Annotated in this window: 21 protein-coding genes and 1 pseudogene; 11 read left to right on the forward strand and 11 right to left on the reverse strand. The window is 70.3% G+C overall.

Features of this window, described 5'->3' with window-relative positions:
- Window positions 1–31 precede the first annotated feature (31 nt).
- The 6 genes from G6048_RS20385 to G6048_RS20410 all read right to left on the reverse strand — a co-directional run bounded on the left by G6048_RS20385 (window position 32) and on the right by G6048_RS20410 (window position 7,123).
- Complete coding sequence (locus G6048_RS20385; protein ID WP_165340998.1) at window positions 32–1,021, reverse strand: malate dehydrogenase; 990 nt, start codon at window positions 1,019–1,021, stop codon at window positions 32–34.
- A gap of 468 nt (window positions 1,022–1,489) precedes the next feature.
- Complete coding sequence (locus G6048_RS20390) at window positions 1,490–2,827, reverse strand: XRE family transcriptional regulator (RefSeq protein WP_165340999.1); 1,338 nt, start codon at window positions 2,825–2,827, stop codon at window positions 1,490–1,492.
- A gap of 643 nt (window positions 2,828–3,470) precedes the next feature.
- Window positions 3,471–4,244, reverse strand: coding sequence for a helix-turn-helix domain-containing protein (locus G6048_RS20395; protein WP_165341000.1), 774 nt, complete (start codon window positions 4,242–4,244; stop codon window positions 3,471–3,473).
- On the reverse strand, window positions 4,241–5,122 hold the full coding sequence (locus tag G6048_RS20400; protein WP_165341001.1) for a helix-turn-helix domain-containing protein: 882 nt from the start codon (window positions 5,120–5,122) through the stop codon (window positions 4,241–4,243). The genes G6048_RS20395 and G6048_RS20400 overlap by 4 nt, the downstream gene beginning before the upstream one ends.
- A 398-nt stretch (window positions 5,123–5,520) precedes the next feature.
- Window positions 5,521–6,210 carry a DUF3017 domain-containing protein gene (locus G6048_RS20405; RefSeq protein WP_165341020.1) on the reverse strand — a complete coding sequence of 230 codons (690 nt, stop codon included), beginning with the start codon at window positions 6,208–6,210 and terminating at the stop codon, window positions 5,521–5,523.
- 58 nt (window positions 6,211–6,268) lie between these two features.
- Window positions 6,269–7,123, reverse strand: coding sequence for a bifunctional methylenetetrahydrofolate dehydrogenase/methenyltetrahydrofolate cyclohydrolase (locus G6048_RS20410; RefSeq protein ID WP_165341002.1), 855 nt, complete (start codon window positions 7,121–7,123; stop codon window positions 6,269–6,271).
- 459 nt (window positions 7,124–7,582) lie between these two features.
- Between G6048_RS20410 and G6048_RS20415 the strand changes: the two genes are divergently transcribed.
- Together G6048_RS20415 and G6048_RS20420 are read left to right on the forward strand one after the other, a co-directional pair.
- Window positions 7,583–8,206 carry a hypothetical protein gene (locus G6048_RS20415; protein ID WP_165341003.1) on the forward strand — a complete coding sequence of 208 codons (624 nt, stop codon included), beginning with the start codon at window positions 7,583–7,585 and terminating at the stop codon, window positions 8,204–8,206.
- 174 nt (window positions 8,207–8,380) lie between these two features.
- Window positions 8,381–8,974 carry a pyridoxamine 5'-phosphate oxidase family protein gene (locus G6048_RS20420; RefSeq protein ID WP_165341004.1) on the forward strand — a complete coding sequence of 198 codons (594 nt, stop codon included), beginning with the start codon at window positions 8,381–8,383 and terminating at the stop codon, window positions 8,972–8,974.
- 27 nt (window positions 8,975–9,001) lie between these two features.
- On the opposite strand, the gene G6048_RS20425 is transcribed toward G6048_RS20420, so the two are convergent.
- Window positions 9,002–9,475, reverse strand: coding sequence for an NUDIX hydrolase (locus G6048_RS20425; protein WP_328826480.1), 474 nt, complete (start codon window positions 9,473–9,475; stop codon window positions 9,002–9,004).
- Between the two features lie 104 nt (window positions 9,476–9,579).
- Between G6048_RS20425 and G6048_RS20430 the strand changes: the two genes are divergently transcribed.
- Window positions 9,580–9,864 (forward strand): putative quinol monooxygenase, encoded by a 285-nt coding sequence (locus tag G6048_RS20430; RefSeq protein WP_165341005.1) that lies wholly within the window; start codon window positions 9,580–9,582, stop codon window positions 9,862–9,864.
- A gap of 4 nt (window positions 9,865–9,868) precedes the next feature.
- On the opposite strand, the gene G6048_RS20435 is transcribed toward G6048_RS20430, so the two are convergent.
- Window positions 9,869–10,165 (reverse strand): DUF397 domain-containing protein, encoded by a 297-nt coding sequence (locus G6048_RS20435; protein WP_165341006.1) that lies wholly within the window; start codon window positions 10,163–10,165, stop codon window positions 9,869–9,871.
- The gene (locus tag G6048_RS20440) at window positions 10,146–11,000 is read right to left on the reverse strand and encodes a helix-turn-helix domain-containing protein (RefSeq protein WP_165341007.1); all 855 of its coding nucleotides are present in this window, start codon (window positions 10,998–11,000) and stop codon (window positions 10,146–10,148) included. The genes G6048_RS20435 and G6048_RS20440 overlap by 20 nt, the downstream gene beginning before the upstream one ends.
- 116 nt (window positions 11,001–11,116) lie before the next feature.
- Here G6048_RS20440 and G6048_RS20445 point away from each other — a divergent pair, with 116 nt between their 5' ends.
- From G6048_RS20445 to G6048_RS20475, 7 genes are all read left to right on the forward strand, one after another.
- A complete protein-coding gene (locus tag G6048_RS20445; protein ID WP_165341008.1) occupies window positions 11,117–11,338 on the forward strand; it encodes a hypothetical protein in 222 nt (73 codons plus the stop codon).
- Window positions 11,335–11,700, forward strand: a complete 366-nt coding sequence (locus G6048_RS20450) for an ATP-binding protein (RefSeq protein ID WP_165341009.1) — start codon at window positions 11,335–11,337, stop codon at window positions 11,698–11,700. The genes G6048_RS20445 and G6048_RS20450 overlap by 4 nt, the downstream gene beginning before the upstream one ends.
- 150 nt (window positions 11,701–11,850) lie before the next feature.
- Window positions 11,851–12,636, forward strand: a complete 786-nt coding sequence (locus G6048_RS49675; RefSeq protein ID WP_165341010.1) for an FHA domain-containing protein — start codon at window positions 11,851–11,853, stop codon at window positions 12,634–12,636.
- Complete coding sequence (locus G6048_RS20460; RefSeq protein ID WP_165341011.1) at window positions 12,633–13,985, forward strand: protein kinase domain-containing protein; 1,353 nt, start codon at window positions 12,633–12,635, stop codon at window positions 13,983–13,985. Before G6048_RS49675 ends, G6048_RS20460 begins: the two co-directional genes overlap by 4 nt.
- A 146-nt stretch (window positions 13,986–14,131) precedes the next feature.
- Window positions 14,132–14,569 carry a peptidoglycan-binding domain-containing protein gene (locus G6048_RS20465; protein WP_165341012.1) on the forward strand — a complete coding sequence of 146 codons (438 nt, stop codon included), beginning with the start codon at window positions 14,132–14,134 and terminating at the stop codon, window positions 14,567–14,569.
- 48 nt (window positions 14,570–14,617) lie between these two features.
- Window positions 14,618–15,076, forward strand: coding sequence for a peptidoglycan-binding domain-containing protein (locus G6048_RS20470; protein WP_165341013.1), 459 nt, complete (start codon window positions 14,618–14,620; stop codon window positions 15,074–15,076).
- 355 nt (window positions 15,077–15,431) lie between these two features.
- The gene (locus G6048_RS20475; protein WP_165341014.1) at window positions 15,432–17,396 is read left to right on the forward strand and encodes a serine/threonine-protein kinase; all 1,965 of its coding nucleotides are present in this window, start codon (window positions 15,432–15,434) and stop codon (window positions 17,394–17,396) included.
- 98 nt (window positions 17,397–17,494) lie between these two features.
- On the opposite strand, the gene purH is transcribed toward G6048_RS20475, so the two are convergent.
- Both purH and purN read right to left on the reverse strand, forming a co-directional pair.
- Window positions 17,495–19,066 (reverse strand): bifunctional phosphoribosylaminoimidazolecarboxamide formyltransferase/IMP cyclohydrolase, encoded by a 1,572-nt coding sequence (gene purH / locus G6048_RS20480; protein ID WP_408056148.1) that lies wholly within the window; start codon window positions 19,064–19,066, stop codon window positions 17,495–17,497.
- Window positions 19,063–19,701, reverse strand: a complete 639-nt coding sequence (gene purN / locus G6048_RS20485; protein ID WP_165341015.1) for a phosphoribosylglycinamide formyltransferase — start codon at window positions 19,699–19,701, stop codon at window positions 19,063–19,065. The genes purH and purN overlap by 4 nt, the downstream gene beginning before the upstream one ends.
- 436 nt (window positions 19,702–20,137) lie before the next feature.
- Here purN and G6048_RS20490 point away from each other — a divergent pair.
- Window positions 20,138–20,892, forward strand: a pseudogene (locus G6048_RS20490) (hypothetical protein); the annotation flags it as partial.

Genomic DNA, 20,892 nt, shown 5'->3' on the forward strand with positions numbered 1-20,892 from the left:
TCGGCTCGGATCAGACCCTCAGACCTGACCCTCAGATGAGGCCGAGACCGCGAACGGCCTCGCGCTCCTCCTCCAGCTCCTTCACCGACGCGTCGATGCGGGCGCGGGAGAAGTCGTTGATGTCGAGGCCCTGGACGATCTCGTACTTGCCGTCCTTCGCGGTGACCGGGAAGGAGGAGATCAGGCCCTCCGGGACGCCGTACGAGCCGTCGGACGGGATGCCCATCGACGTCCAGTCGCCCTCGGCCGTGCCGTTGACCCAGGTGTGGACGTGGTCGATGGCGGCGTTGGCGGCGGAGGCCGCCGAGGAGGCGCCGCGGGCCTCGATGATGGCCGCGCCGCGCTTGGCGACGGTCGGGATGAAGTCCTCGGCCAGCCACTTCTCGTCGTTGACGGTCTCGGCGGCGTTCTTGCCGGCGACCGTGGCGTGGAAGATGTCGGGGTACTGGGTGGCCGAGTGGTTGCCCCAGATCGTCAGGCGCTTGATGTCGGCGACCGAGGTGCCCGTCTTCTTCGCGAGCTGGCTCAGCGCGCGGTTGTGGTCCAGGCGCGTCATCGCGGTGAAGCGCTCGGCCGGTACGTCCGGGGCGGCGGCCTGCGCGATGAGCGCGTTGGTGTTGGCCGGGTTGCCGACGACGAGGATCTTGATGTCGTCCGCGGCGTGGTCGTTGATGGCCTTGCCCTGCGGCTTGAAGATGCCGCCGTTGGCCTCCAGCAGGTCGCCGCGCTCCATGCCCTTCGTACGGGGGCGGGCGCCGACCAGGAGGGCTACGTTCGCGCCGGCGAAGGCGACGTTCGGGTCGTCCGAGATGTCGATGCCCTGAAGGAGCGGGAAGGCGCAGTCGTCGAGCTCCATCGCCGTGCCCTCGGCGGCCTTCAGCGCCGGGGTGATCTCCAGGAGGCGCAGCTTGACCGGCACGTCCGCGCCGAGCAGCTGGCCGGAGGCGATGCGGAAGAGCAGGGCGTAACCGATCTGGCCGGCCGCGCCGGTGACGGTGACGTTCACGGGAGTGCGGGTCATGGCGTTCTCCGTATGACAGCTGGCGGTGGGGCGGCACTGCCCCGGGCGTTTGATCGATCTCTTGGCATCAAGAGAGATCCAGCGATCAGGCTATCGCGCATCCGTGATCCCGAACGTCCGGGTCCGTGTGGCCCACCCCACAAGCCGCTCCGCGGGCGGAGCCACGAAGAGGCGGCCGCCGGTCGGGAGAGGGGGTGACGGCGGCCGCCGGGTTGGGTTGCCGGTACCGGGGCCGGGAGGTGGGTGCCACCCTCCCGGCCGGGGCCGGATCCCGTGGGGTTGAGGTTCGCCTGCCCCGGAGTTGGCGGGTCATTCCTGTCACCCGGGATTACGGACGCCTACGGGGGTGGTGAGTTCGGTTCATGGGCGGCTGCGGGCCCGTCCTGGCTGGTCGCGGGGCGCGAGCAACCACAACGCACCCGCAGCCGACAACGAACCCACCCGCCCAGCCGCCGGAGGCAAACCCGCTCAACCGGCGGACTCCGTGCACCCCTCCTCGCCGGAGGCCAGCGTGGCGCAAGCCTTCACATCGCCCGCGTCCTTCACCGCCACCATCGGCGTATACGTGTCGGTGTCCACCTTCACCCGACCCGTCTGCTCCGCCGCGCCCGCCGAGCTGATCTGGACCTCGTCGCCGACCGTGGCCTGCGTGATGCGGGCCCAGGCGGCGCCGCAGGTCTCGCTGTAGCGGACCTCGACGAGGGCCGTGCCGACCGTGACGCTGTCGGTGGTCGTCGCCAACTCGCCGCCGCAGCCCATGTTCTCGGGGTCCTGGCCCGTGCAGTCCTTGCCGCTGCACTCGACACCGGCCGGCAGGTTCTTGCTGACGGACGGGGTCGGGCTCGGCTTCGCGTCGTCCCCGCTCTCGCCACCGCCGGGGTCGGTGAGATAGAGGGCGGCCGCGATCATCACGAGCGCGCCGACGACGCCCGCGAGGAACATCGTGACCCGCCGCTTCCGCCGCGGAGCGTCCGGCGAACCACCGGAGCGCGGCGGCCGGGCGTCCTCGGGCGGCCCTCCGGCCGGACCGGACGGACCGGTCGGCGCGGAGTAGCCGGACTGCGAAGACTGTCCGGACTGCGGGGAATAACCCGACTGCCCGTACTGCCCCGGCTTGCCGGACGAGCCGGCCGAACCGGAGAGACCCGGCGGAGGAGCCACGCCCCAACTGCCCGCACGGGGAGCCGAAGGGCCCGCAGGACTGGACGTACCAGACCTACCGGACGAACCCGCGGAACCCACCGAACCGGCCGACCCCGAGGAACCCGACGACTCCTTCTGCGGAATCCGCCCCAGGAACGACGTCGGCGCATCCCCACCAGCCGCGGGCCTGCGCGGCGCCGCCGCGGGCGTCGCACCCGCGGCACCGGCCCCGGCGCCCGCCGGCTTGGGCGGGGCCGCAGCGGCGGCCTTGCTCGCCGCCTGCTTGCCCCGGCTGCCGCCCTTGGCCTTGGGAGGATTGGGACCCAACTCCCCGAGCGCGGCGCGCGCCTGGGAGATCCGTATGGCCTCCATGGTCATGTCGTGGCGCATCTCCGAACGGCTCCATGCCCGCTCGGCCAGCTCCCACATCGTGGTCAGGTGGACCGGATTCGTGCCGGTCACCTCGGCCAGCGCCACGATCGCGCCCTTGGGCGCGAGCAGGCGGCCGTTGAGATACCGCTCCCAGGATGTCTTGCTGTAACCGGTGCGGTCGGCCACGGCAGCGACGCTCAGCCCGCTGCGGTCGACAAGTCGACGCAGCTGGCTGGCGAACTCCCTGACCTGCGGATCGAGTTCATCCGGCAAGGCCCTCCAACGAGGCATTGCTCCCCCTCTTCCCCCCGTGCGTGCTTTTCTTTCCTCGCGCGTGACGCCCTCTGCCGAGTCCCCGTTCCGGCCTACCCACAGGGATGCGCAGATCCAGGATCTCAGTTCCCCGGGTGCGGGCGCACAGGAGCATTTCGAGCCGTGGGCATGCACCGTTGCACGCCCGCTGGTATGCGGTCCAGTGTCCCACCGAGATCCCGTGCGACCTGCTTGGCCCCCTGGTCAGCGCACCGGAAGTCCCGGACCGTCCCGATTGCCCACGTTATCCCTGCTGTTGGACGTGATCAGATCAAATCCCAGAACTTGTCAACACATCGACACAACCGGAACACATACACGACATCGCCTGTCACTAGTGAACCGGAAGCACCAGAGGAATCGCATACCTACCGGCGGGTGAAGTACAGATCGTTACGGGACACGTCGCACTTCTGGCACGAGGTACCGGAACGGTCACCTCCGTGCCACAGGGAACTGACAGGTATTGAAGCCCTGTTCGCACGCCCATGACTCTTGAGCACAGGCGGCGTCCGTCCTCGCTCGGGGGAGTGGACGGGCGCCGCCGCCACCCGCCGAACTCGGGCTCCGGTACCGATGCAAACCGGGCCTGAACCGGGCGAAATCCCGGCACAATCCGAGCTCAGGCCTCGATGCAGACGCGCTCGCCCTTGGCCGGAATCAGGCAGACGCGGGTCCCGGCCGGATCGTCAGCCGGCGTCATCGTCGTCGCGAGATAGCGGGTCGTGTCGTCCCGCACAGCCGCCCGTACTTCCTTGGGGCCGGCCCCGGAGCGGGTCAGCTCGACCCGGTCCCCGATCCGCAGCCGCGTCGCGCGCGCCCACACCGCGTTGCATGTAGCGCCGTGGCGCAGTTCCACGCGCTGCCCGTCGGCGAAGGTGCGCTGGGCGGCCGTGGTCACCATGTTGTCGCCGCCGCAGCCCATGTCGACGGGGTTCTGGCCGTCGCAGTCGGGGCCGGTGCAGCCGGGCGAGTACGTCGGGCCGGTTGAGTACGTCGGTGGGGGCACCGCGCTGTCCGCCGACTCGTCCGGCAGCAGGAGGACCGCGGCGCACACCCCGGCGGCGACGGCCGCGCCCGCGGCGAGCGCGACCACGCGTACCCGGCGGCCGCGCCGCGCGCCCGTCTCCGACTCAGCGTCCGCAGCGCTCCTCCCCCGGCCGCTCCACTCCGCGTCGGCCAGTTCCCACAGCGCGAGCAGCCGGTCGGGCCGCTCGCCCGCGACCCGGCAGAGGGCCACGACGGCGTCGTACGGAACGGGCTTCTCGCCGTTGAGATAGCGGGCCCAGGAGGACTTGCTGTACGGGGTGCGGGCGGCGAGCTCGCTCAAGCTCAGGCCCGCCGTTTCCCGTAACCTCCTCAGGTCCTCGGTCAGTTGGCGTACCTCCGGAGTCACTTGCGCAGCTCCCGCCAGGTGTCGGGGCCGACGATGCCGTCCCGGGCGAGCTCGCGCTTCTCCTGGAACGCCCAGGCCGCGCCCTTGGTCTTCTCGCCGTACACCCCGTCGATGTCGCCGGGGTCGAAGCCGTGCCGGGCGAGCAGGCACTGCGCCTCGACCACGTCCCAGCCGACGTGGTTGATGTCGAGCAGCACCTGCTCGGAGGCGCTGTACCCGGCGTACAGTCCGCCGTCCTTGCGGGAGATGTCGCAGTCGTACGTCTGTCCGCGCCGGTAGCTCTCGGCGGCGAGCGCGGTCTGCTGTCCGGGACCGCCCTGACCTGGACCGCCGGAGTCGTCCTGCCAGGACAGGCCGACGATCGTCCCCGCGCCGAACGCGACGAGCAGCGCGGCGACGGCACCGAGGACGAGGCGGGGGCGCGGGCGCCGCCGCGCGGCGGGTGGGTCGCCCGGGCTACGTGGTTCGGTCGCCGTTCGCAAGGCGGCGGTTCGCATGGTGACCGTGCGGGAGGCGGCGGCTCTCGAGGCGGTCGTTCGCGTGGCGGCCGTTCGCGTGGTGGCGGCCGGCTCTTCCTCGGGCTCCACCGCGGCACCGGACGCCCCGGGAGCCGCCTGGCGCGCTCCCTCCGCCACCTCGTGGAGGACGAGCAGCCTGGTCGGGTCCGTGCCGCAGACGCGCGCGAGTTCGGTCACGGCCCCGCGGGGAACCGGCTTCTTGCCGTTGAGCCAGCGCTCCCACGACGAGGAGCTGTATGTGGTCTTCGCCGCGAGCGCGGACAGGCTGAGTCCGCTGCGGTCCTTCAAACGCCGCAGCTGAACGATGAGTTGCCGCTCCCGCTGGTCGAGCGAGTCGGGCAGTTCCTTCCAGCGCGCCATGTCGCCACCCCCCGTGATCGTTTGGCGCGTGCGTACGTATATGAGGTTGCGTCAGATGGGAGGACGTTCGCACAGGGGTGATGCGGTTGCGTCCCGCAAGGGCACGTTACCCAACCGGAACGGCGTCCCCTGTCCCACCCGGTTGTCATTGGCCATGGCATCCCAGCAGCTCAGAGCGTGGGACGTCCCCGCTACCCCCGGAAACCCCGCCGGATCTGGCGGTTGACATGGCCGGGACGGCACGGTCGGTGACGTACCGGCACACCGCCCGATCCGTTGTCGTACATCAACTGCTGAGGCCGCGGCACCACACGTCCACTGAGCCACCGTGAGGGAAACACGGAGGCCCGCACTCCGACTCGGGGGAGAGTGCGGGCCTCCGCCACGCGCGCACGTGCTCAGCGGACCGTGAAGTGCAGGATGTCTTCCAGGAACGGGATCTCCAGCTTCGGTTTGGGCTGGATCATCAGCGCGAGCAGCACGATGGTCACGCCCAGGACGCCGTACGTGACGAGGTCCGTGAAGCGGGAGCGGACGGCGAGCATGCCCACGCCGGGCAGCGCCCAGCGCAGTACGCCGGCCGCGAGCAGTGCCACTCCGATCAGCAGCGTGCCGTAACGGAAGACGCCGAACGCGGTGAGCAGCAGCCCGAGTCCGACGGTCCCCGCGACGATGAGCATCGGCCACTGCCGCGCCGGCGCGGGCGCGTCGCCGGACGCGGCGCGCCCCCCGCCCTCCGGGCGTGCGGTGTCCCTGGTGACCCGCGGAAACCGCCGGGTGGTCCGCTGCGGGTGCCCATCCGGGCCGACGGTACTGACGGCGTCCCGCGTGACGATCGCGCCCTCCCGCGGCAGGTCATCGGCCGCCTCGGCGGATTCCGGCGCGCCGCCCTGCGACGACTCGGCGTCCGGTTCCACGCCCTGGGGCTGCGCGGCCCGCGACTCGCCGTGCCGCGACTCGCCGTTCCGTGACTCTCCGTTCTGTGACTCTCCGTTCCGCGGCCGGTCGGCGGACGCCTTCGCGGCCTCCGCGGAACCGGAACGCGAACCGGAACCGGAATCCGGCTCGGCGGCACCCGCCCGCGTCACCTCCGGCGATTCGCTCGCGTCCCGGTTCTCCGTGGCGTCCCGGTTCTCGGTCGTGTCCTCAGCCGGCACTGCGTTCCGCCGCCTCGACCACGTTGACGAGGAGTTGGGCCCTGGTCATCGGGCCGACTCCGCCGGGGTTCGGGGAGATCCAGGCGGCGACCTCGGCGACGCCCGGGTGGACGTCGCCGACGATCTTGCCCTCGGCGCTGCGGGAGACGCCGACGTCGAGAACGGCGGCGCCCGGCTTGACGTCCTCGGGACGTACGAGGTGGGCGGAGCCGGCCGCGGCGATGATGATGTCCGCCCGCTTCAGGTGGGAGGCCAGATCACGCGTACCGGTGTGGCACTGCGTCACCGTCGCGTTCTCGCTGCGCCGGGTGAGCAGCAGCGGCATCGGGCGGCCGATGGTCACACCCCGGCCGACGACCACGACCTCGGCGCCCTTGATCTCCACGCCGTGCCGGCGCAGCAGGGTGAGGATGCCGTTCGGCGTGCAGGGCAGCGGCGCCGGCTCGTTCAGTACGAGACGGCCGAGGTTCATCGGGTGCAGACCGTCCGCGTCCTTGTCCGGGTCCATCAGCTCCAGGACGCGGTTCTCGTCGATGCCTCTGGGCAGCGGGAGCTGGACGATGTATCCCGTGCAGACCGGGTCCTCGTTGAGTTCGCGGACGACCGCCTCGATCTCCTCCTGCGTGGCGGTCGCGGGCAGCTCCCGCTGGATCGAGGCGATACCGACCTGTGCGCAGTCGCGATGCTTGCCCGCGACGTACTTCTGGCTGCCGGGGTCATCGCCCACCAGGACGGTTCCGAGACCGGGCGTGATGCCCTTCTCCTTCAGGGCCGCCACGCGGACGGTCAGATCGGACTTGATCGCGGCTGCGGTGGCCTTGCCATCGAGAATCTGGGCGGTCATGAGCCCATCCTCGCGGATGACCGGGCCCCGCTTCCAATCAGGGCGCCCCAAGGCCACCCGAGAACCGCTCGGCCGCCCTGTCCGTCGTACGGCGTGGAGCGCGGCTGAGGCGGCACACCCCTGCCTCAGTTGCCTCAGCCGCGGACAAAGGGGAAGTTTTTTGCGCACCCGCGTCGCCGGATACGTCACCAAGGGCACGCTCACGCAAACCGGTCACGCCCGGCCGGACCAGGGCCTGGACCCCGGCGCCGGCCGGGATCTCGTATCCGTCCAAGATCAGCGATGTTGCACTTGCACAACACCTACGGAATCCGTCTGGACAAATAAGCGGCGCGTTAAGGACGATGAACGCCACAGTGCCGCGGGGCAGTACCGGGGGGACGAACCGCATCTGTAGAACCTTCCTCCGAAATGTGCCGCGTCGTCCCCGCACTCACGCCACAACGGAGGAAAGACGCCATGAGCTTCGGCGACCCGAACAACCCCTACGGCGCGCCGCAGGGCCAGCAGCCCGGCTACCCGTCCCAGCAGCCCCCGGCCCAGCCCGGCTACGGCGCCCCGCAGGGACAGCCGGGTTACGGCTACCCGCAGGCGCCGCCCCTCCAGCAGCAGCCGTACGGCGGCTACCCCAGCGGTCCGACCCAGATCCCGGGCGGAGTAAAGGCCGCGCGCGTGATGCTCTTCGTCCTGGGCGGTTTCCAAGCACTGGGCGGTTTGTTGATGGTGGTGGCCAGCGCCTGGTTCGCTGACGCCTTCGAGGACGCCGTGTCGTCCGACTCCAGTGTCTCCGCCGAGGACGCGGACACCATCGCCAACGTCGGTACGGGCGTCATGATCGTCCTGGGTGTGATCGTGCTGGCCTTCGCATTCTGGGCGATCTTCACCGGCATGAAGTTCACCACAGGCCGTGGCGGCGTACGCGTCTCGGCGATCGTCTATGGCTCCGTGGTCACGCTGTTCAGCGTCGTCAGCCTGTTCGGCGCCAACGTCTTCGCCCTGGTCAGCCTGGTCCTCGGTATCCTGATCATCGTCTTCTGTGCCAACAAGAACGGCGGCGCCTGGTTCAACCGCCCGCGCCACTGAACCGCGAGGCGGCACGTTCGCGCCGCCATTCACGCCAAGGGCCGTGTCCCGCCCCCGTGAGGGAGGGGCACGGCCCTTGCGCGTTGCCATAGGCCAGGTCCCACGGCGGCGCGCGGTGCGTGATCCCGGCTTCGTACAGCGTGGGCGGGACCAACGGCCCGACATAATCGACCTATGGGAAAGAGCTACGAGCGAATCGACGGCAGGCTGCGTACCTTCATCGAGGCGCAGCCCATCTTCTTCACTGCGACGGCGCCGCTGGATGGCGCGGGCACAGTCAACCTTTCACCCAAAGGCTTGACCGGCTCGTTCGCCGTGCTCGACGAACTCACCGTGGCCTACCTCGATTTCGCCGGCAGCAACGCCGAGACGATCGCCCATCTGCGCGAGAATGGCCGCATCACCCTGATGTGGTGCGCCTTCGACGGTCCGCCCAATATCGTGCGCGTGCACGGCCGCGGAGAGCCGGTCTTCCGCGACGATGCGCGATGGGTGGAGCTGATGGGGTACTTCCCGGACATCGACCCGACCCTGCACGGCCTGCGCGCGATCATCGTCGTGACCGCAGAGAGCATCCGCGACACCTGCGGGTACGCCGTCCCGCGTATGACCTATGACGAGGATCGCCCGCTGCACGCGTCGCGCTTCGCGCGCGAGACCGATGACTCTCTCGACGTGTACTTCCAGAAGAAGGAGCACATCGCGACCAGCATCGACGGCCTGCCGGGATTGCCGCTGCCGCTGCCACCGCTTCCGCTCACCGAATGACCCCCAGCAGACCTTGATCCGCCCGGGTCACTGAGCGACGTCGCGCCAGGGGCCCTCGGGTACCAGGGTTCGGAGAACGGTCGGCAGTTGTGGCGGTTCGAGCCGGTCCGGTACCGAGTCCAGGTCGGGCCACGCGATCCAGGCGTGACCCTGGAGGTTGGCCTGTTCGTCGGGGAGCAGGCCGGTTCGTACCAACTCCGGTTGGTCCTCGGCGAAGTGGGCTACGAAGAAGTGTTCCTGCCCGACGTACCGCTTGCCGTTCCACCGCACGTCACGGTCGACCGGCACCGAACGGTCCAGGACCGCGGCGGGGTCCAGGCCGGTTTCCTCGGCCAGTTCACGACGTGCGGCCGTGAGCGGGGTCTCGCCCGGCTCGATGCCCCCGCCGGGCGGCTCCCAGAGCCGTGCCCCGTCAAACGGGTCACGCCAGTGGAGAAGGAGCAGGCGGTGGGCGGCGTCCAGACAGATCACCCGCGCGGCGGGCCGATGTGTTGTCTCCACGATCCCGACACTAGGCGGTGTCTCGTGGTGTGACCGATGAGTTTGCCGTGCCGCTGCGGTCTGTCTCGGTAGCGCTGCGCCACACCACACGACTTGGAGCAAACGTGATCATCATTGCCGGAAAGCTGTACGTGGATGCTGCTGCCCGCGACGCGTACCTCGCCGGGAGCTCGAAGGCGATCGAGCAGGCCCGAGCCGCCCCCGGCTGCCTCGACTTCGCCCTGTCAGCCGACCTGATCGAGGCGAATCGGATCAATGTGTACGAGCGTTGGGAGACGGACGAGGACCTCGAACGCTTCCGCGGCGCGGGACCCGAGCCCGAGCAGGCGGCTCAGATCCGCGACGCCGCGGTGAGCAGGTACCGGATTTCCGGTGTCGAGGCTCCATAGGCGATCAACTCGTCGGTACGTCGCCGCCCTTGAGCGCGGTGATGAAGGGAGCCCAGGCGTTCGCGGGGAAGAGGAGGGCGGGGCCCTGGGTGTTCTTCGAGTCGCGGACGGGGACGAGGCCGGGGAGGTCGTCGGAGACTTCGACACAGTCCCCACCGGAGCCGTTGCTGTAGGTGCTCTTGCGCCAGTCGGCGGCGCCGACGAAACCCTCGGCGACCTCCACACACTCTCCGCCGGAACCGTTGCTGTAGCTGCTCTTGCGCCAGACAGCGGCGCTCAAGTCAATCTGCTTGCTTGCCATTTCGATAGTCCTCTGCCGCTTCCTCGATCATGGCGAGGGACGCCTCAGGCGGCAGTGCGGCGGCCCTGAGCAGATCGTACGACCTGCGGTACTCGTCCACGAGGGCCGGATCGTCGATGGTGTCACCGCTGTGCAGAGACTCCGTATACGCGAGCGGAGGGGCGTCAGGGAAGGTCATGATCATGGCCGTGCCGAGCATGAAGGGATGCGGCCCGCTGTTCCACGGAAGGATCTGTGGTGCGATCCGGTGGCGCCTCGCCAGCGCCGCGATGCGGTCGAGCTGTTCGGCCATCTCCTCCGGAGGCAGGATGGGGTGCCGCAGGATCGACTCATGCAGGATCGCCCAGTACAGCGGCTTCTTGTGGTCGTTCTCGAAGAGGCGGGCCCGAGCCATACGGGCGCTGACCTTCTCCTCCACCTCATCGTCGGGCGCCAGCGGATGCGTGGCCCGCACCACCGCACGCGCGTACGCGGCCGTCTGCAACAGGCCGGGCAGAACCGTTGGGGCCCACACCTCGATGGTCTTCGCGTGCTTCTCGGCCTCCAAGGCCCGCTCGTAGTACCCAGCGTGCCCCTTCCGCTTGGCCTTCCGCACGTCCTCGCACCGCCGCCCGAAGAACCCGTCCGTCTTCAGCACCCGGTCCACATGTCCGGCGAGGTCCTCGGGCATTCTCCGCTGGCCCCGCTCGATCTCGCTCAGGTAGGTAGGGGCGTAGAAGCTGCCCTCCACCGTCTCCTGCAGCGTGAGCCCCATCTCCTCCCGCTTCCACCGCAACTCCTTGCCGTAGAACTCGGGAACGCTCGCCGAGCCGTCAATGTCCTTGCGCGCAACCACCGTTGACCACCTGTTTCCACACCTGGTGCCGTGGACCCCAAACCCCTTTTACGGTACGCCGCCTGACGTCAATGTGTGACGAGTTCGTCACGCAACGCACAGGAAGGCGCGCAGCCATGACCCACCACGGCGACCCCCACGACGTACAGGAGTGCGCGGAACAACTCCGCACCGCGCTGCAAGCGAACGGCATCACGCTGCCGTCGCTCGGCGTCGAGGCCGCGACCTTCGCGGGGACCTACCCGCCCCGCCACGGAGGCCTCGTGGCGCTCGGCAACTGCAACACGGCCACCGCCCGCAAGCTCGCCGAGGCGCTGCACAAGGCGGCGGCGCGATGAAGCCGCTCGTCCTCGAACTACTCGCAGTTCCCAAGACCGTTCCCGAGGTCCGTCGTGCTGTGCGCGAGCACCTGGGCGGGCCTTGCCCCGAAGTGCAGCTCTGCGTAAGCGAGTTGCTGGCGAACGTGATCAACCACCTCGGCGAGGGCACGTCCGTGACGGTCCGTCTGACCCGTACGGACGGTGGCCGTGTGCGCCTGGAGGTCAGCGACCCGGACGCGTACGCCTGGCTCATCCGGCGTCGACCGGGGCCGGACGACGAGACGGGGCGGGGTCTGCTGCTGATCGATGCCGTCGCGTTGGACTGGGGCGTGGAGCAGAGGCCGGGCGGCAAGACGGTGTGGTGCGAGTGCCCCTTGTGAGCGGCACTGTTTCTCGGCCGACAACCAGCAGACGACCACGACGCGCCATGCTCCGCGAAAGCCTGTCAGAAGTTCATGAACGTCCCTTACCCTGCCCGTCGTTGGCCAGGGGGCGGCGGACCCCCTGACATCGGGGGAAGGGACAACTCCATGTACAGCGTTATCGTGGTGCCGCCGTCGTGTGACGGCGTTGACGAGCAGATCAGAATCGCTTCCGGGGAGCGGCTCGCGTTCGGCCGGGCGGGAACGAATGGCGGGCTCACCATCGCGCATGAGGGGGTACCCCGGGTCGCCGGCGAGATCACGGCGGACCGGAACTTCTGGCTGTTGAGCAACTTCAGCGAGGACCAGACGTACGTCGTGGAGAACCCGGAGGGCGCGGGCGAACACATCAAGGTGGCGCCGGGGCGCATGGACGCGCCCGTACCGTTCGAGTTCTCGCGCGTGGTGCTGCCCGCCGCGGGCGACCTGCTCAGCTTCGATGTCTGGGCGCCGCGCCATGTCTTCCGCAGCGTCGCCAGGCACGGGCTCTCCGGAGCGGCCACCGTCCAGGCGTTCGCCCTGGACCGCACGAAGCGGTACTTCGCGGTGCTGGCCGCGCTGTGCGAGCCCCGGCTGCGCGGCGAGTCACGCGCGCCGCTGCCCGCCGTCGAGCAATTGGTGGAGCGGCTGCGTCCGACCTGGCCCACGGTCAGCCGTTCCGCGGTCTACTGGAACATCGACTACCTGGCCGTCAAGCTGCGCCTACGGCCCGGCCCGGACACGGCCGACCCAGGCGGTCCTCGCCAGAACGGCAAGAAAGAGTCCCTCGTCTCCCTCGCGCTCCGCTTCGACCTCGTACGCGAGGACGACCTCACCGCGCTCGCCGACCCGACGCCCGTCGCCCCGGCGGCCGTCGCCCCGGCGGCCGTCGCCCCGAACGGAGTGATCCGGTGACCGGGCAGTCGTACGCGGTCTCCGTGCCGAAGGGCTACCGGGTCGGACCGTGGGAGATCCGCGAACCCCTCGCCTCCGGCGCCTTCGCCACCGTCTACACGGCCCGGCTCGCCGGCGGCGCGCAGCCGGACCTGCCCCGTCAGGCGGCGCTGAAGTTCCTGCCCACCGGCACCCGCACCCCGCGCCAGTTGCGTCATCTGCGCGAACTGGCCGAGCGCGAGGTGGAGTTGCTGGGGCGGCTGCGCGCACCCCGCCTGATCCGGATGTACGACACCCTGACGGTCGACGACCCGGACCACCCGGAGCTGGACGGCGCCACCGTCCTCGTACTGGAAGAGGCCGAAGGCTCCCTGGACGTCGTACTGGACCGGACTCCGGCGCCCGACTCCGGCCCCGCACTCCTGGCCCAGATCTGCGAGGGCCTGCACCAGCTGCACCACGCGGGCTGGGTCCACGGCGACCTGAAACCGGCCAACGTGCTGCTGATGAAGGACGGCACGGTCCGGCTGGCCGACTTCAACCTGGCGGCCGAGATGGAGGGCACCCACGCCTACGCCCCCGCATTCGCCACCCCGGACTACACCCCACCGGAACTGCTCTGGTCCGAGATGGACGAGCGGGGTACGCGGATCCGGCCCACCGCCGACATCTGGGCCTTCGGCGTCCTCGCCCATGTCGTCCTGACGGGAGCGTTCCCGCTGCCCGGCGGCAGCACGGAGGCGCGCGCCGACGCGGCGACGCGCTATGCCCGGGGCGCCGAGGAGCTGCGCCTGTCCCCCCAACTCCCCGAGGCCTGGCGAGAGATCGTCCACGACTGCCTGGCCCCCACGCACGAGGACCGGTCCACGCGCGCCGCCGGCACCGCCGCACTGCTGCGCCGGGTGGAAGAGGCCGCGGGCACCTCCCCCTCGGCCCGGCTGCCGAGGCTGCGGCCCCGGAAGTGGCGCGGCCCTGTCCTGGCGGCAGCGGTCGCCGCCGCGTTGCTGGCCACGGCGACGGTGACGTACGCGCTGCGGGACCAGGACCAGGCCCCGGCCGCCTCGGCACCGGCCAGCTGCGAGAAGCCCGCGATGTACGAGGACGAGACCCACGGCCGCGGCTACACGGCGGGCTGGAACGGCACCTGGGACTTCGTCATCAAGCAGGGCGACGGAGGCAGCCAGGTCAAAGAGGCCCAGTGCCTGCTCAAGCACCGTCACGGCATCACCCAAGTCGGCGAGGTGGACGGCGACTTCGGCCCTCTGACCCACGCGGCCGTCGTCACCTTCCAGAAGCGGGCCGGCCTGGACGCGGACGGAGCGGTGGGCCCGGACACGTGGCGCGCGCTGCGCACGGCCGCGAAGAACTGACCTGGCGCTCCGGACCTGGTGCTCATCCGGTCACTGTGCCGCGGATGGGGTGTGGTGGGGAACCTGGAGAGTTTCAGGTACCGCTCCCGCCCCGCCGCGCACAGACTCCGTACGACGGACACCGGCAGCAGACAACGGGGGATCTCTTGCGTACAGCACAAGCACGGAATCGATGCGCACTGGTCATCGCGGGCACGGCTCTCGCGGGCACCACGCTGGTGCTGGCGACTCCTTCGGCCAACGCCACACCGGCCGAGGGCGTGGCCGTACAGGCGACATCCGCCAGCGCACCCTGCAAGGACCGCCACGTCATCTTCACCGTCGACGGCACTCCTTACCACGGCTTCGACTACAGCAAAACGCTGACGACCGTCATCTCCAAGGGCTCCCAGGGCAATGTCGTCAAGGAGGCCCAGTGCCTGCTGGAGTACGTCGAGTGCGCTCCGGGCACGGTGGACGGCATCTTCGGGGACAAGACCAGGGCCGCGACGATCCGCTTCCAGGCGAAGAACGGCCTGGATACCGACGGCTCGATCGGCCCGAAGACCTGGCCGAAGCTGCGCGATCACCCCAAGAACTGCTGAGCCGCAGCCCCCGGCCAAAAACCAACAAGGAAAGGGAAGGGAAGAACCATGCCCCGAAGCAGTTCACCCCGTGTCCAGGCCGCCCTCGCCACCGGAGCCCTCACCGCCACGCTCCTCACCGGAGCGGTCGCCGCCGCCCCGGCCGCCTCATCGGCGTCGTACCCGACTTGCAACGCCGTCAAGACGGTGTCCCTGTCCTCGACGACCAAGGTCAGGCAGCCCTACTACACGGGCACCGGCACCAGGAACTGCGTCCTGGCCTCCGGAAGCAGCAGCACGGCCGTCACCGCGCTCCAGGACGCCCTGATCACCTGCTACAAGGAGGACACGGGCGGCAAGGACGGGATCTACGGCAGCAAGACGAAGCGGGCCGTGTGGAACGTCCAGGGCGAGTACGACAACCTCACCCAGGACGGCGTCTACGGCCCGGCCACCCGCAAGATGATGGGCTGGCGCGTCTACTACAACGGCAACGCCACCACCCAGTGCACGGCGCCGGGCACCTGAGGTGAGACAGGGCGCGGGGCGACCCTGGAACCTTTCAGGTACCGCCCTCCCGCCCCGTCCGCCACCATGGCTCCGTGCCGTCCCCGGGGGGAGACGGTACGGCTGACAAGGCCGCAGTGAGCATCACGGTCTCCGTGCTCACCGCGGCCTTCCCCGTTGCACCACCCCATGCAATGAGCCCTTCCCAACGCCCTGTCTCCCGCCAGTGATTGGCGGCGATTGCGGTACGAGACGCATGGGGCCGCGATAGCCTCACACGACCCGGGGTGACAGCAGAGACCAGCACGCCACGGATGAACAACACCGACCAGCACCACCACACCGCGGACGAACAGCACATCGGGGGATCGGACCCATGTCAGACCAGCGACCCCAGTCGCCGCACTCGCCGGCGACCGGGAACGCCGCGCTGGAACAGGCCGGCGCCACCCCGCTGCAACCCTCGGATCCGCGGCAGATCGGCCCGTACGTACCGTTGGGGCGGCTCGGCAGCGGCGGGATGGGGCGGGTCTATCTGGCGCGGCAAGTGGACGACGGGCCGGGGCTCGCCGCGGTCAAGGTGATCAGGCCCGAGTACGCCGAAGACGCTGACTTCCGGCGGCGGTTCGAGCGCGAGGCGGCCGTGCACGCCCGGGTCGGACCGCCACACGCTCCGGAACTGCTGGGCACCGGGTTCCAGGACGAGCTGCTGTGGATGGCCACGCGGTATCTGCCCGGCCTCAGCCTCTCGGACGCCGTCAAGGAGTGCGGCGTACTGGAACCGGCGGGCGCCTGGCGCCTCGTGGCGGAACTCGGCCGGGCCCTGTCGGCGCTGTCCGCCGAAGGGGTCGTACACCGGGACCTCAAGCCGTCCAACGTGATCCTTTCCGAACAGGGCGCGCACGTCATCGACTTCGGCATCTCGCAGGCCGTGGACGCCAGCGCGATCACCGGCACCGGCAACCGGGTCGGCACCCCCTCCTTCATGTCGCCGGAGTACCTCAGAGAGGGCCGCTGCGACACCGCCTCGGACGTGTTCTCGCTCGCGGGCACGCTCGTGTACGCCACCACCGGGCACGCTCCGTTCGGTGACGGCACCGGAGTGGACGTACTGCACCGGGTGGCGTACGAGGAGCCCGACGCGGAGGTCATGCGCGAACTCGAGGCCATGGACGCCTCGTTGGCCGACCTGCTCGACACCTGCCTGGCCAAGGATCCCGCCGGACGGCCGAGCCCGCAGGAGCTGATCGAAGCGGCCGAGGCGTACGGCGACAGCAGCTCCGCGACGCCCCCTTGGCAGGCGCCGCTCGACTCCCGGCTGCTCGAGCGCCGCCAGGCCTCCGAGGTGCTGCGGCATGCCGCCGTCCAGCAGACCGGTCACTTGCGCACGCCCACTCAGCGGGTGGCCGCCCCTGCTCCGGGGCCGGGATTCGGGCCGGCTACGCCGCAGGGGGCGTACGGGGCGGGGTCGCAGCAGACGCCCCCGGGTGCGTACGGGGTGGGGGCGCAGACGCCTCCGTACGGCTCTGGATCACAGACCCCACCGGGTCCGTACGGTGCGCCGACGCCGCCGGGGCAGTTCGGTCCGCCCTCGGTCGGCTCACCGCAGCCGGGATCCGCGCCCGGTCATCCTCCGGCCGGCGGGCGAGGCAACGGGGGCGGGCGTGGGCGCAAGAAGGTGTACTTCGCCGTCGTCGCGGGGCTCGCGGTGTGTGCCGTCGCCGTGAGCGCCTTCCTGCTCACCCGGCCGGCGAACGAGGACACGGATGCGTCTTCGACACCGACGGCCTCCGAGACCCGCACCCCCGATGACAAGGCGAGGGCGCCGCTGCCCAGCGCCTCCGATCCCTCCCCCTCCCCCAGCAAGGAGAAGGAAGAGAAGGAGGAGGACGGAAGCGGCAAGGAGAGCGCCTCCCCCGGAGGAGCCGGAGCCGCGGCCGGGGGCGACACGGGCGGGGGTCAGGGCACCACGCCCACGGCGACCCCGTCGGCCACGCCGTCCAGCGGGAACGGCGGCGGCAGTGGCGGGAGCGGTGGCGGCACCACCCCGCGCCCCTCCCCGACCAAGAGCACGGCCGAGCCTGCCAAACCGCCGTGGATCTCGCAGTGCACGTACTACTCCGGCACCCAGCTCACGCAACTGGGCGACAAGAACCGGCGGGTGACGCAGGTGCAGTGCATGCTCACCAAACGCGGGTACGGCGTCGGGGCCGCGGGGGTGGACGGCCAGTTCGGCCAGGCCACCTTGAGGGCGGTGAAGCGGTTCCAGGGCGACAAGGGACTGAACGTCGACGGCGACGTGGGGCCCAACACCTGGGCGGCGCTGCGCAGTAGGACGTAACGGGCAGTAGGACGTAACAGGCAGTAGGACGCAGCAGACGGCAACGGCCCGCCGGTGCACCACCGGCGGGCCGTTCGCGCTTCCAGTCAGTGACAGCGTCAGTGGAAGAAGTGGCGCGTCCCCGTGAAGTACATCGTGATGCCCGCCTTCTGGGCGGCCTCCACGACCTGCTCGTCACGGACCGAACCGCCCGGCTGGACGATGGCCTTGACGCCGGCGGCGCTCAGGACATCGATGTTGTCGGGGAACGGGAAGAACGCGTCCGACGCGACATACGAGTCACGTGCCCGCTCGGCCCCGGCGCGCTCAACGGCCAGCTTGCAGGAGTCGACCCGGTTCACCTGCCCCATCCCGACCCCGACCGAAGCCCCGTCCTTCGCGAGCAGGATGGCGTTGGACTTCACGGCCCGGCAGGCCCGCCAGGCGAAGGCGAGATCCGCCAGCTCGTCGGCGGACAGGGCCTCGCCGGTGGCGAGGGTCCAGTTGGCCGGGTCGTCGCCCTCGGCCTGGAGTACGTCCGTGATCTGGGCGAGACCGCCGCCGTCGATCGGCTTGAACTCGGCCGGGGGCTGCGGGACTTCGGGACAGCGAAGGACGCGGATGTTCTTCTTGCGGGCGAGGATCTCGACCGCGCCGTCCTCGTAATCCGGGGCGACGATGACCTCGGTGAAGATCTCGGCGACCTGCTCGGCCATCGCCATGGACACCGGACGGTTGACGGCGATCACGCCACCGAAGGCGGACAGCGGGTCGCAGGCGTGGGCCTTACGGTGCGCCTCGGCGACATCGGCACCGACGGCAATCCCGCACGGGTTGGCGTGCTTGATGATCGCGACGCAGGGCTCACTGTGGTCGTACGCGGCCCGGCGCGCGGCATCGGTGTCCGTGTAGTTGTTGTACGACATCTCCTTGCCGTGCAACTGCTCGGCCTCGGCGAGGCCGCCGCAGCCGCCCGTGTAGAGGGCGGCGGGCTGGTGCGGGTTCTCGCCGTACCGCAGCACGTTCTTGCGCTCGTACGTGACGCCGATGAAGCCGGGGAACTCCCCGCCGTCACCCGCGTAGTCGGCGGAGAACCAGCCGGCAACCGCCACGTCGTACTCGGCGGTGTGCCGGAACGCCTCCGCGGCGAGCCGCTTGCGCGCGGTGAGGTCGAAACCGCCGTCCGCGACCGCCTTGAGGACGTCGCCGTAGCGGTCGGGGCTGACGACGACCGCCACGGAGGGGTGGTTCTTGGCGGCGGCCCGGACCATGGAGGGACCGCCGATGTCGATCTGCTCGACGCACTCGTCGGGCGAGGCGCCCGAGGCGACGGTCTCGGTGAAGGGGTAGAGGTTCACGACGACGAGATCGAAGGGCTCGACGCCCAGCTCGGTCAGCTGGTCGCGGTGGTCCTCGAGCCGCAGATCGGCGAGGATCCCGGCGTGCACGCGCGGGTGCAGCGTCTTGACCCGGCCGTCCAGGCACTCGGGGAACCCGGTGAGTTCCTCGACCTTGGTGACCGGTACGCCCGCGGCGGCGATCCGGCCGGCCGTGGAACCGGTGGAGACGAGTGCGACCCCGGCCTCATGCAGCCCGCGGGCGAGGTCTTCGAGCCCGGTCTTGTCGTAGACGCTGATGAGCGCACGCTTGATCGGGCGCTGTGTGCCTTCCGTGGTCACTTCGGCGGTCACGGGTTAACTACCTTTCGTCCCTCGATGCGATAGCCGTGACGGGCGAGCCGCCCCACGACATCGACGAGCAGCCTTCGTTCGACTTCCTTGATGCGCTCATGGAGAGCGGCACCTTCGTCTTCGTAGTCCTCGTCCCGGACCTCGACCACGCCCTGAGCGATGATCGGGCCGGTGTCGACGCCGTCGTCGACGAAGTGGACGGTGCAGCCGGTGACCTTCACGCCGTACGCGAGGGCGTCGCGGACCCCGTGCGCTCCCGGGAAGCTGGGCAGCAGCGCGGGGTGGGTGTTCACGAACCGGCCGCCGAAGCGGGCCAGGAACTCCTTGCCCACGATTTTCATGAATCCGGCCGAGACGACCAGATCCGGCTCGTACGCCGCCGTGGCCTCGGTCAGCGCACTGTCCCACTCTTCCCTGGTCGCGTGGTCCTTCACGCGGCACACGAAGGTGGGCAGTCCCGCGCGCTCGGCACGGGCGAGGCCCTCGATGCCGTCGCGGTCGGCGCCGACCGCGACGATCTCTGCCCCGTAGACGGTCCTGCCCTGCGTCGCGATCGCGTTGAGGAGAGCCTGCAGGTTCGTACCTGATCCGGAAACCAGCACGACGAGGCGCTTGGCCACGGGATTGGCGGCCACGGCAGGGCCCTTTCTCGGGAGAGCGTTTGTAGGGTCGTACGAATGCTTCACGCCCCCTGATACGGGGAAGTCTACGAAGCGGCCGACCGTCAGCAACGATACCGGCACAGCGATCGGCCCTCGCGGGACGGGGGCGTGGCCGGAAGGTAGCGTCTGGGAAGGATCCGTCGGGGAACACGGCCAGGTGGGGGAACGCCTCTGCCGCATGGGACGTTGACCAGGGGCGGGGACAAAACTCGGAGGACGGGCACGAAACCTGGGACACGACGCCCGCCGTATGCTCCACCCGCTTGCTCCACCCGCTTGCTCCACCGCCCGCTCGACCAGCCCGAACCCTCGATATCGCTCCACGAACCTGATTCGCAGACCCGATTCGCAGACTCGATTCACCACTTGATCCGCAGACTTGATTCACCAAGGGGAAGACGCACACCTGATGCCGGACCGCAGCCTCCGACTCCTCCGACTCCTTCCCTCCCTCGCATCCGGCCCTTCGGGGGCCGCAGAGGGAGGGGGGCGGGGTGCGTACGTCCCGTCGTTCCCGTCGTTCGCTTCCGACCGGCCGTCCGGGGTAGCGCCCGTGCAGGACGGCGGGCGTGAAGGGCTGCTGCTGCGGGAGCGGCACTCGTCCTCGTCGGCCACTCCGCCGCGTGAGGGCGAGGGGGCGGAGGGCGGTTCCGGTGCCTCCGGTGGCGGGAATTCGGGCGGGGGCTCGTCGTCGCAGGGCGGGCAGGGAGCGCCTCCGCCGACGGACGACAACCCCTTCGCGCCTCCGCCAGAGGGCAGCCCGGACCGGCCGTGGCAGCCGCGTCGGCCCGCGGACGGGCAGGGGTCGGACGAGGGGCAGAGCGGCAACGGCAGGCACTCCCCCTGGGGCAGCCAGTGGAGCGACCGGCAGCCGGGGCCCGCGCAGGGCGGCGGTTTCGGTGACCGGCCCGGTTCCTCGGGCGGCCCCGGCGGGCCCGGTGGGCAGGGCGGCCCGGAAGGATCCGGCGGTCCCAACGCAGGTCTGCGGTGGGACCCGACGGACCCGACCCAGCGCCGCGCCCGCTATGCCCTGCTCGCGGGCATCTGGGCCTTCTTCTTCGCGCTCTTCAGCTGGCCGTACGTGGCCCTGCTGCTCGGCGCGCTGGCCCTGTACTGGGGCATCAGCACGCTGCGCGCCAAGCCCCGCACCCCGGACCCGGACGC

This window comes from Streptomyces ureilyticus, from assembly GCF_011045025.1.
Lineage (GTDB): Bacteria > Actinomycetota > Actinomycetes > Streptomycetales > Streptomycetaceae > Streptomyces > Streptomyces ureilyticus.

Excerpts from the sequence above, each read along its gene's own strand:
- G6048_RS20410 (WP_165341002.1), bottom strand. The coding sequence starts at position 7,123 with ATGACCGCCCAGATTCTCGATGGCAAGGCCACCGCAGCCGCGATCAAG.
- G6048_RS20420 (WP_165341004.1), top strand. The coding sequence starts at position 8,381 with ATGGGAAAGAGCTACGAGCGAATCGACGGCAGGCTGCGTACCTTCATC.
- G6048_RS20435 (WP_165341006.1), bottom strand. The coding sequence starts at position 10,165 with ATGGCAAGCAAGCAGATTGACTTGAGCGCCGCTGTCTGGCGCAAGAGC.
- G6048_RS20445 (WP_165341008.1), top strand. The coding sequence starts at position 11,117 with ATGACCCACCACGGCGACCCCCACGACGTACAGGAGTGCGCGGAACAA.
- G6048_RS20475 (WP_165341014.1), top strand. The coding sequence starts at position 15,432 with ATGTCAGACCAGCGACCCCAGTCGCCGCACTCGCCGGCGACCGGGAAC.
- G6048_RS20470 (WP_165341013.1), top strand. The coding sequence starts at position 14,618 with ATGCCCCGAAGCAGTTCACCCCGTGTCCAGGCCGCCCTCGCCACCGGA.
- G6048_RS49675 (WP_165341010.1), top strand. The coding sequence starts at position 11,851 with ATGTACAGCGTTATCGTGGTGCCGCCGTCGTGTGACGGCGTTGACGAG.
- G6048_RS20415 (WP_165341003.1), top strand. The coding sequence starts at position 7,583 with ATGAGCTTCGGCGACCCGAACAACCCCTACGGCGCGCCGCAGGGCCAG.
- G6048_RS20390 (WP_165340999.1), bottom strand. The coding sequence starts at position 2,827 with ATGCCTCGTTGGAGGGCCTTGCCGGATGAACTCGATCCGCAGGTCAGG.
- G6048_RS20450 (WP_165341009.1), top strand. The coding sequence starts at position 11,335 with ATGAAGCCGCTCGTCCTCGAACTACTCGCAGTTCCCAAGACCGTTCCC.
- G6048_RS20400 (WP_165341001.1), bottom strand. The coding sequence starts at position 5,122 with ATGGCGCGCTGGAAGGAACTGCCCGACTCGCTCGACCAGCGGGAGCGG.
- G6048_RS20385 (WP_165340998.1), bottom strand. The coding sequence starts at position 1,021 with ATGACCCGCACTCCCGTGAACGTCACCGTCACCGGCGCGGCCGGCCAG.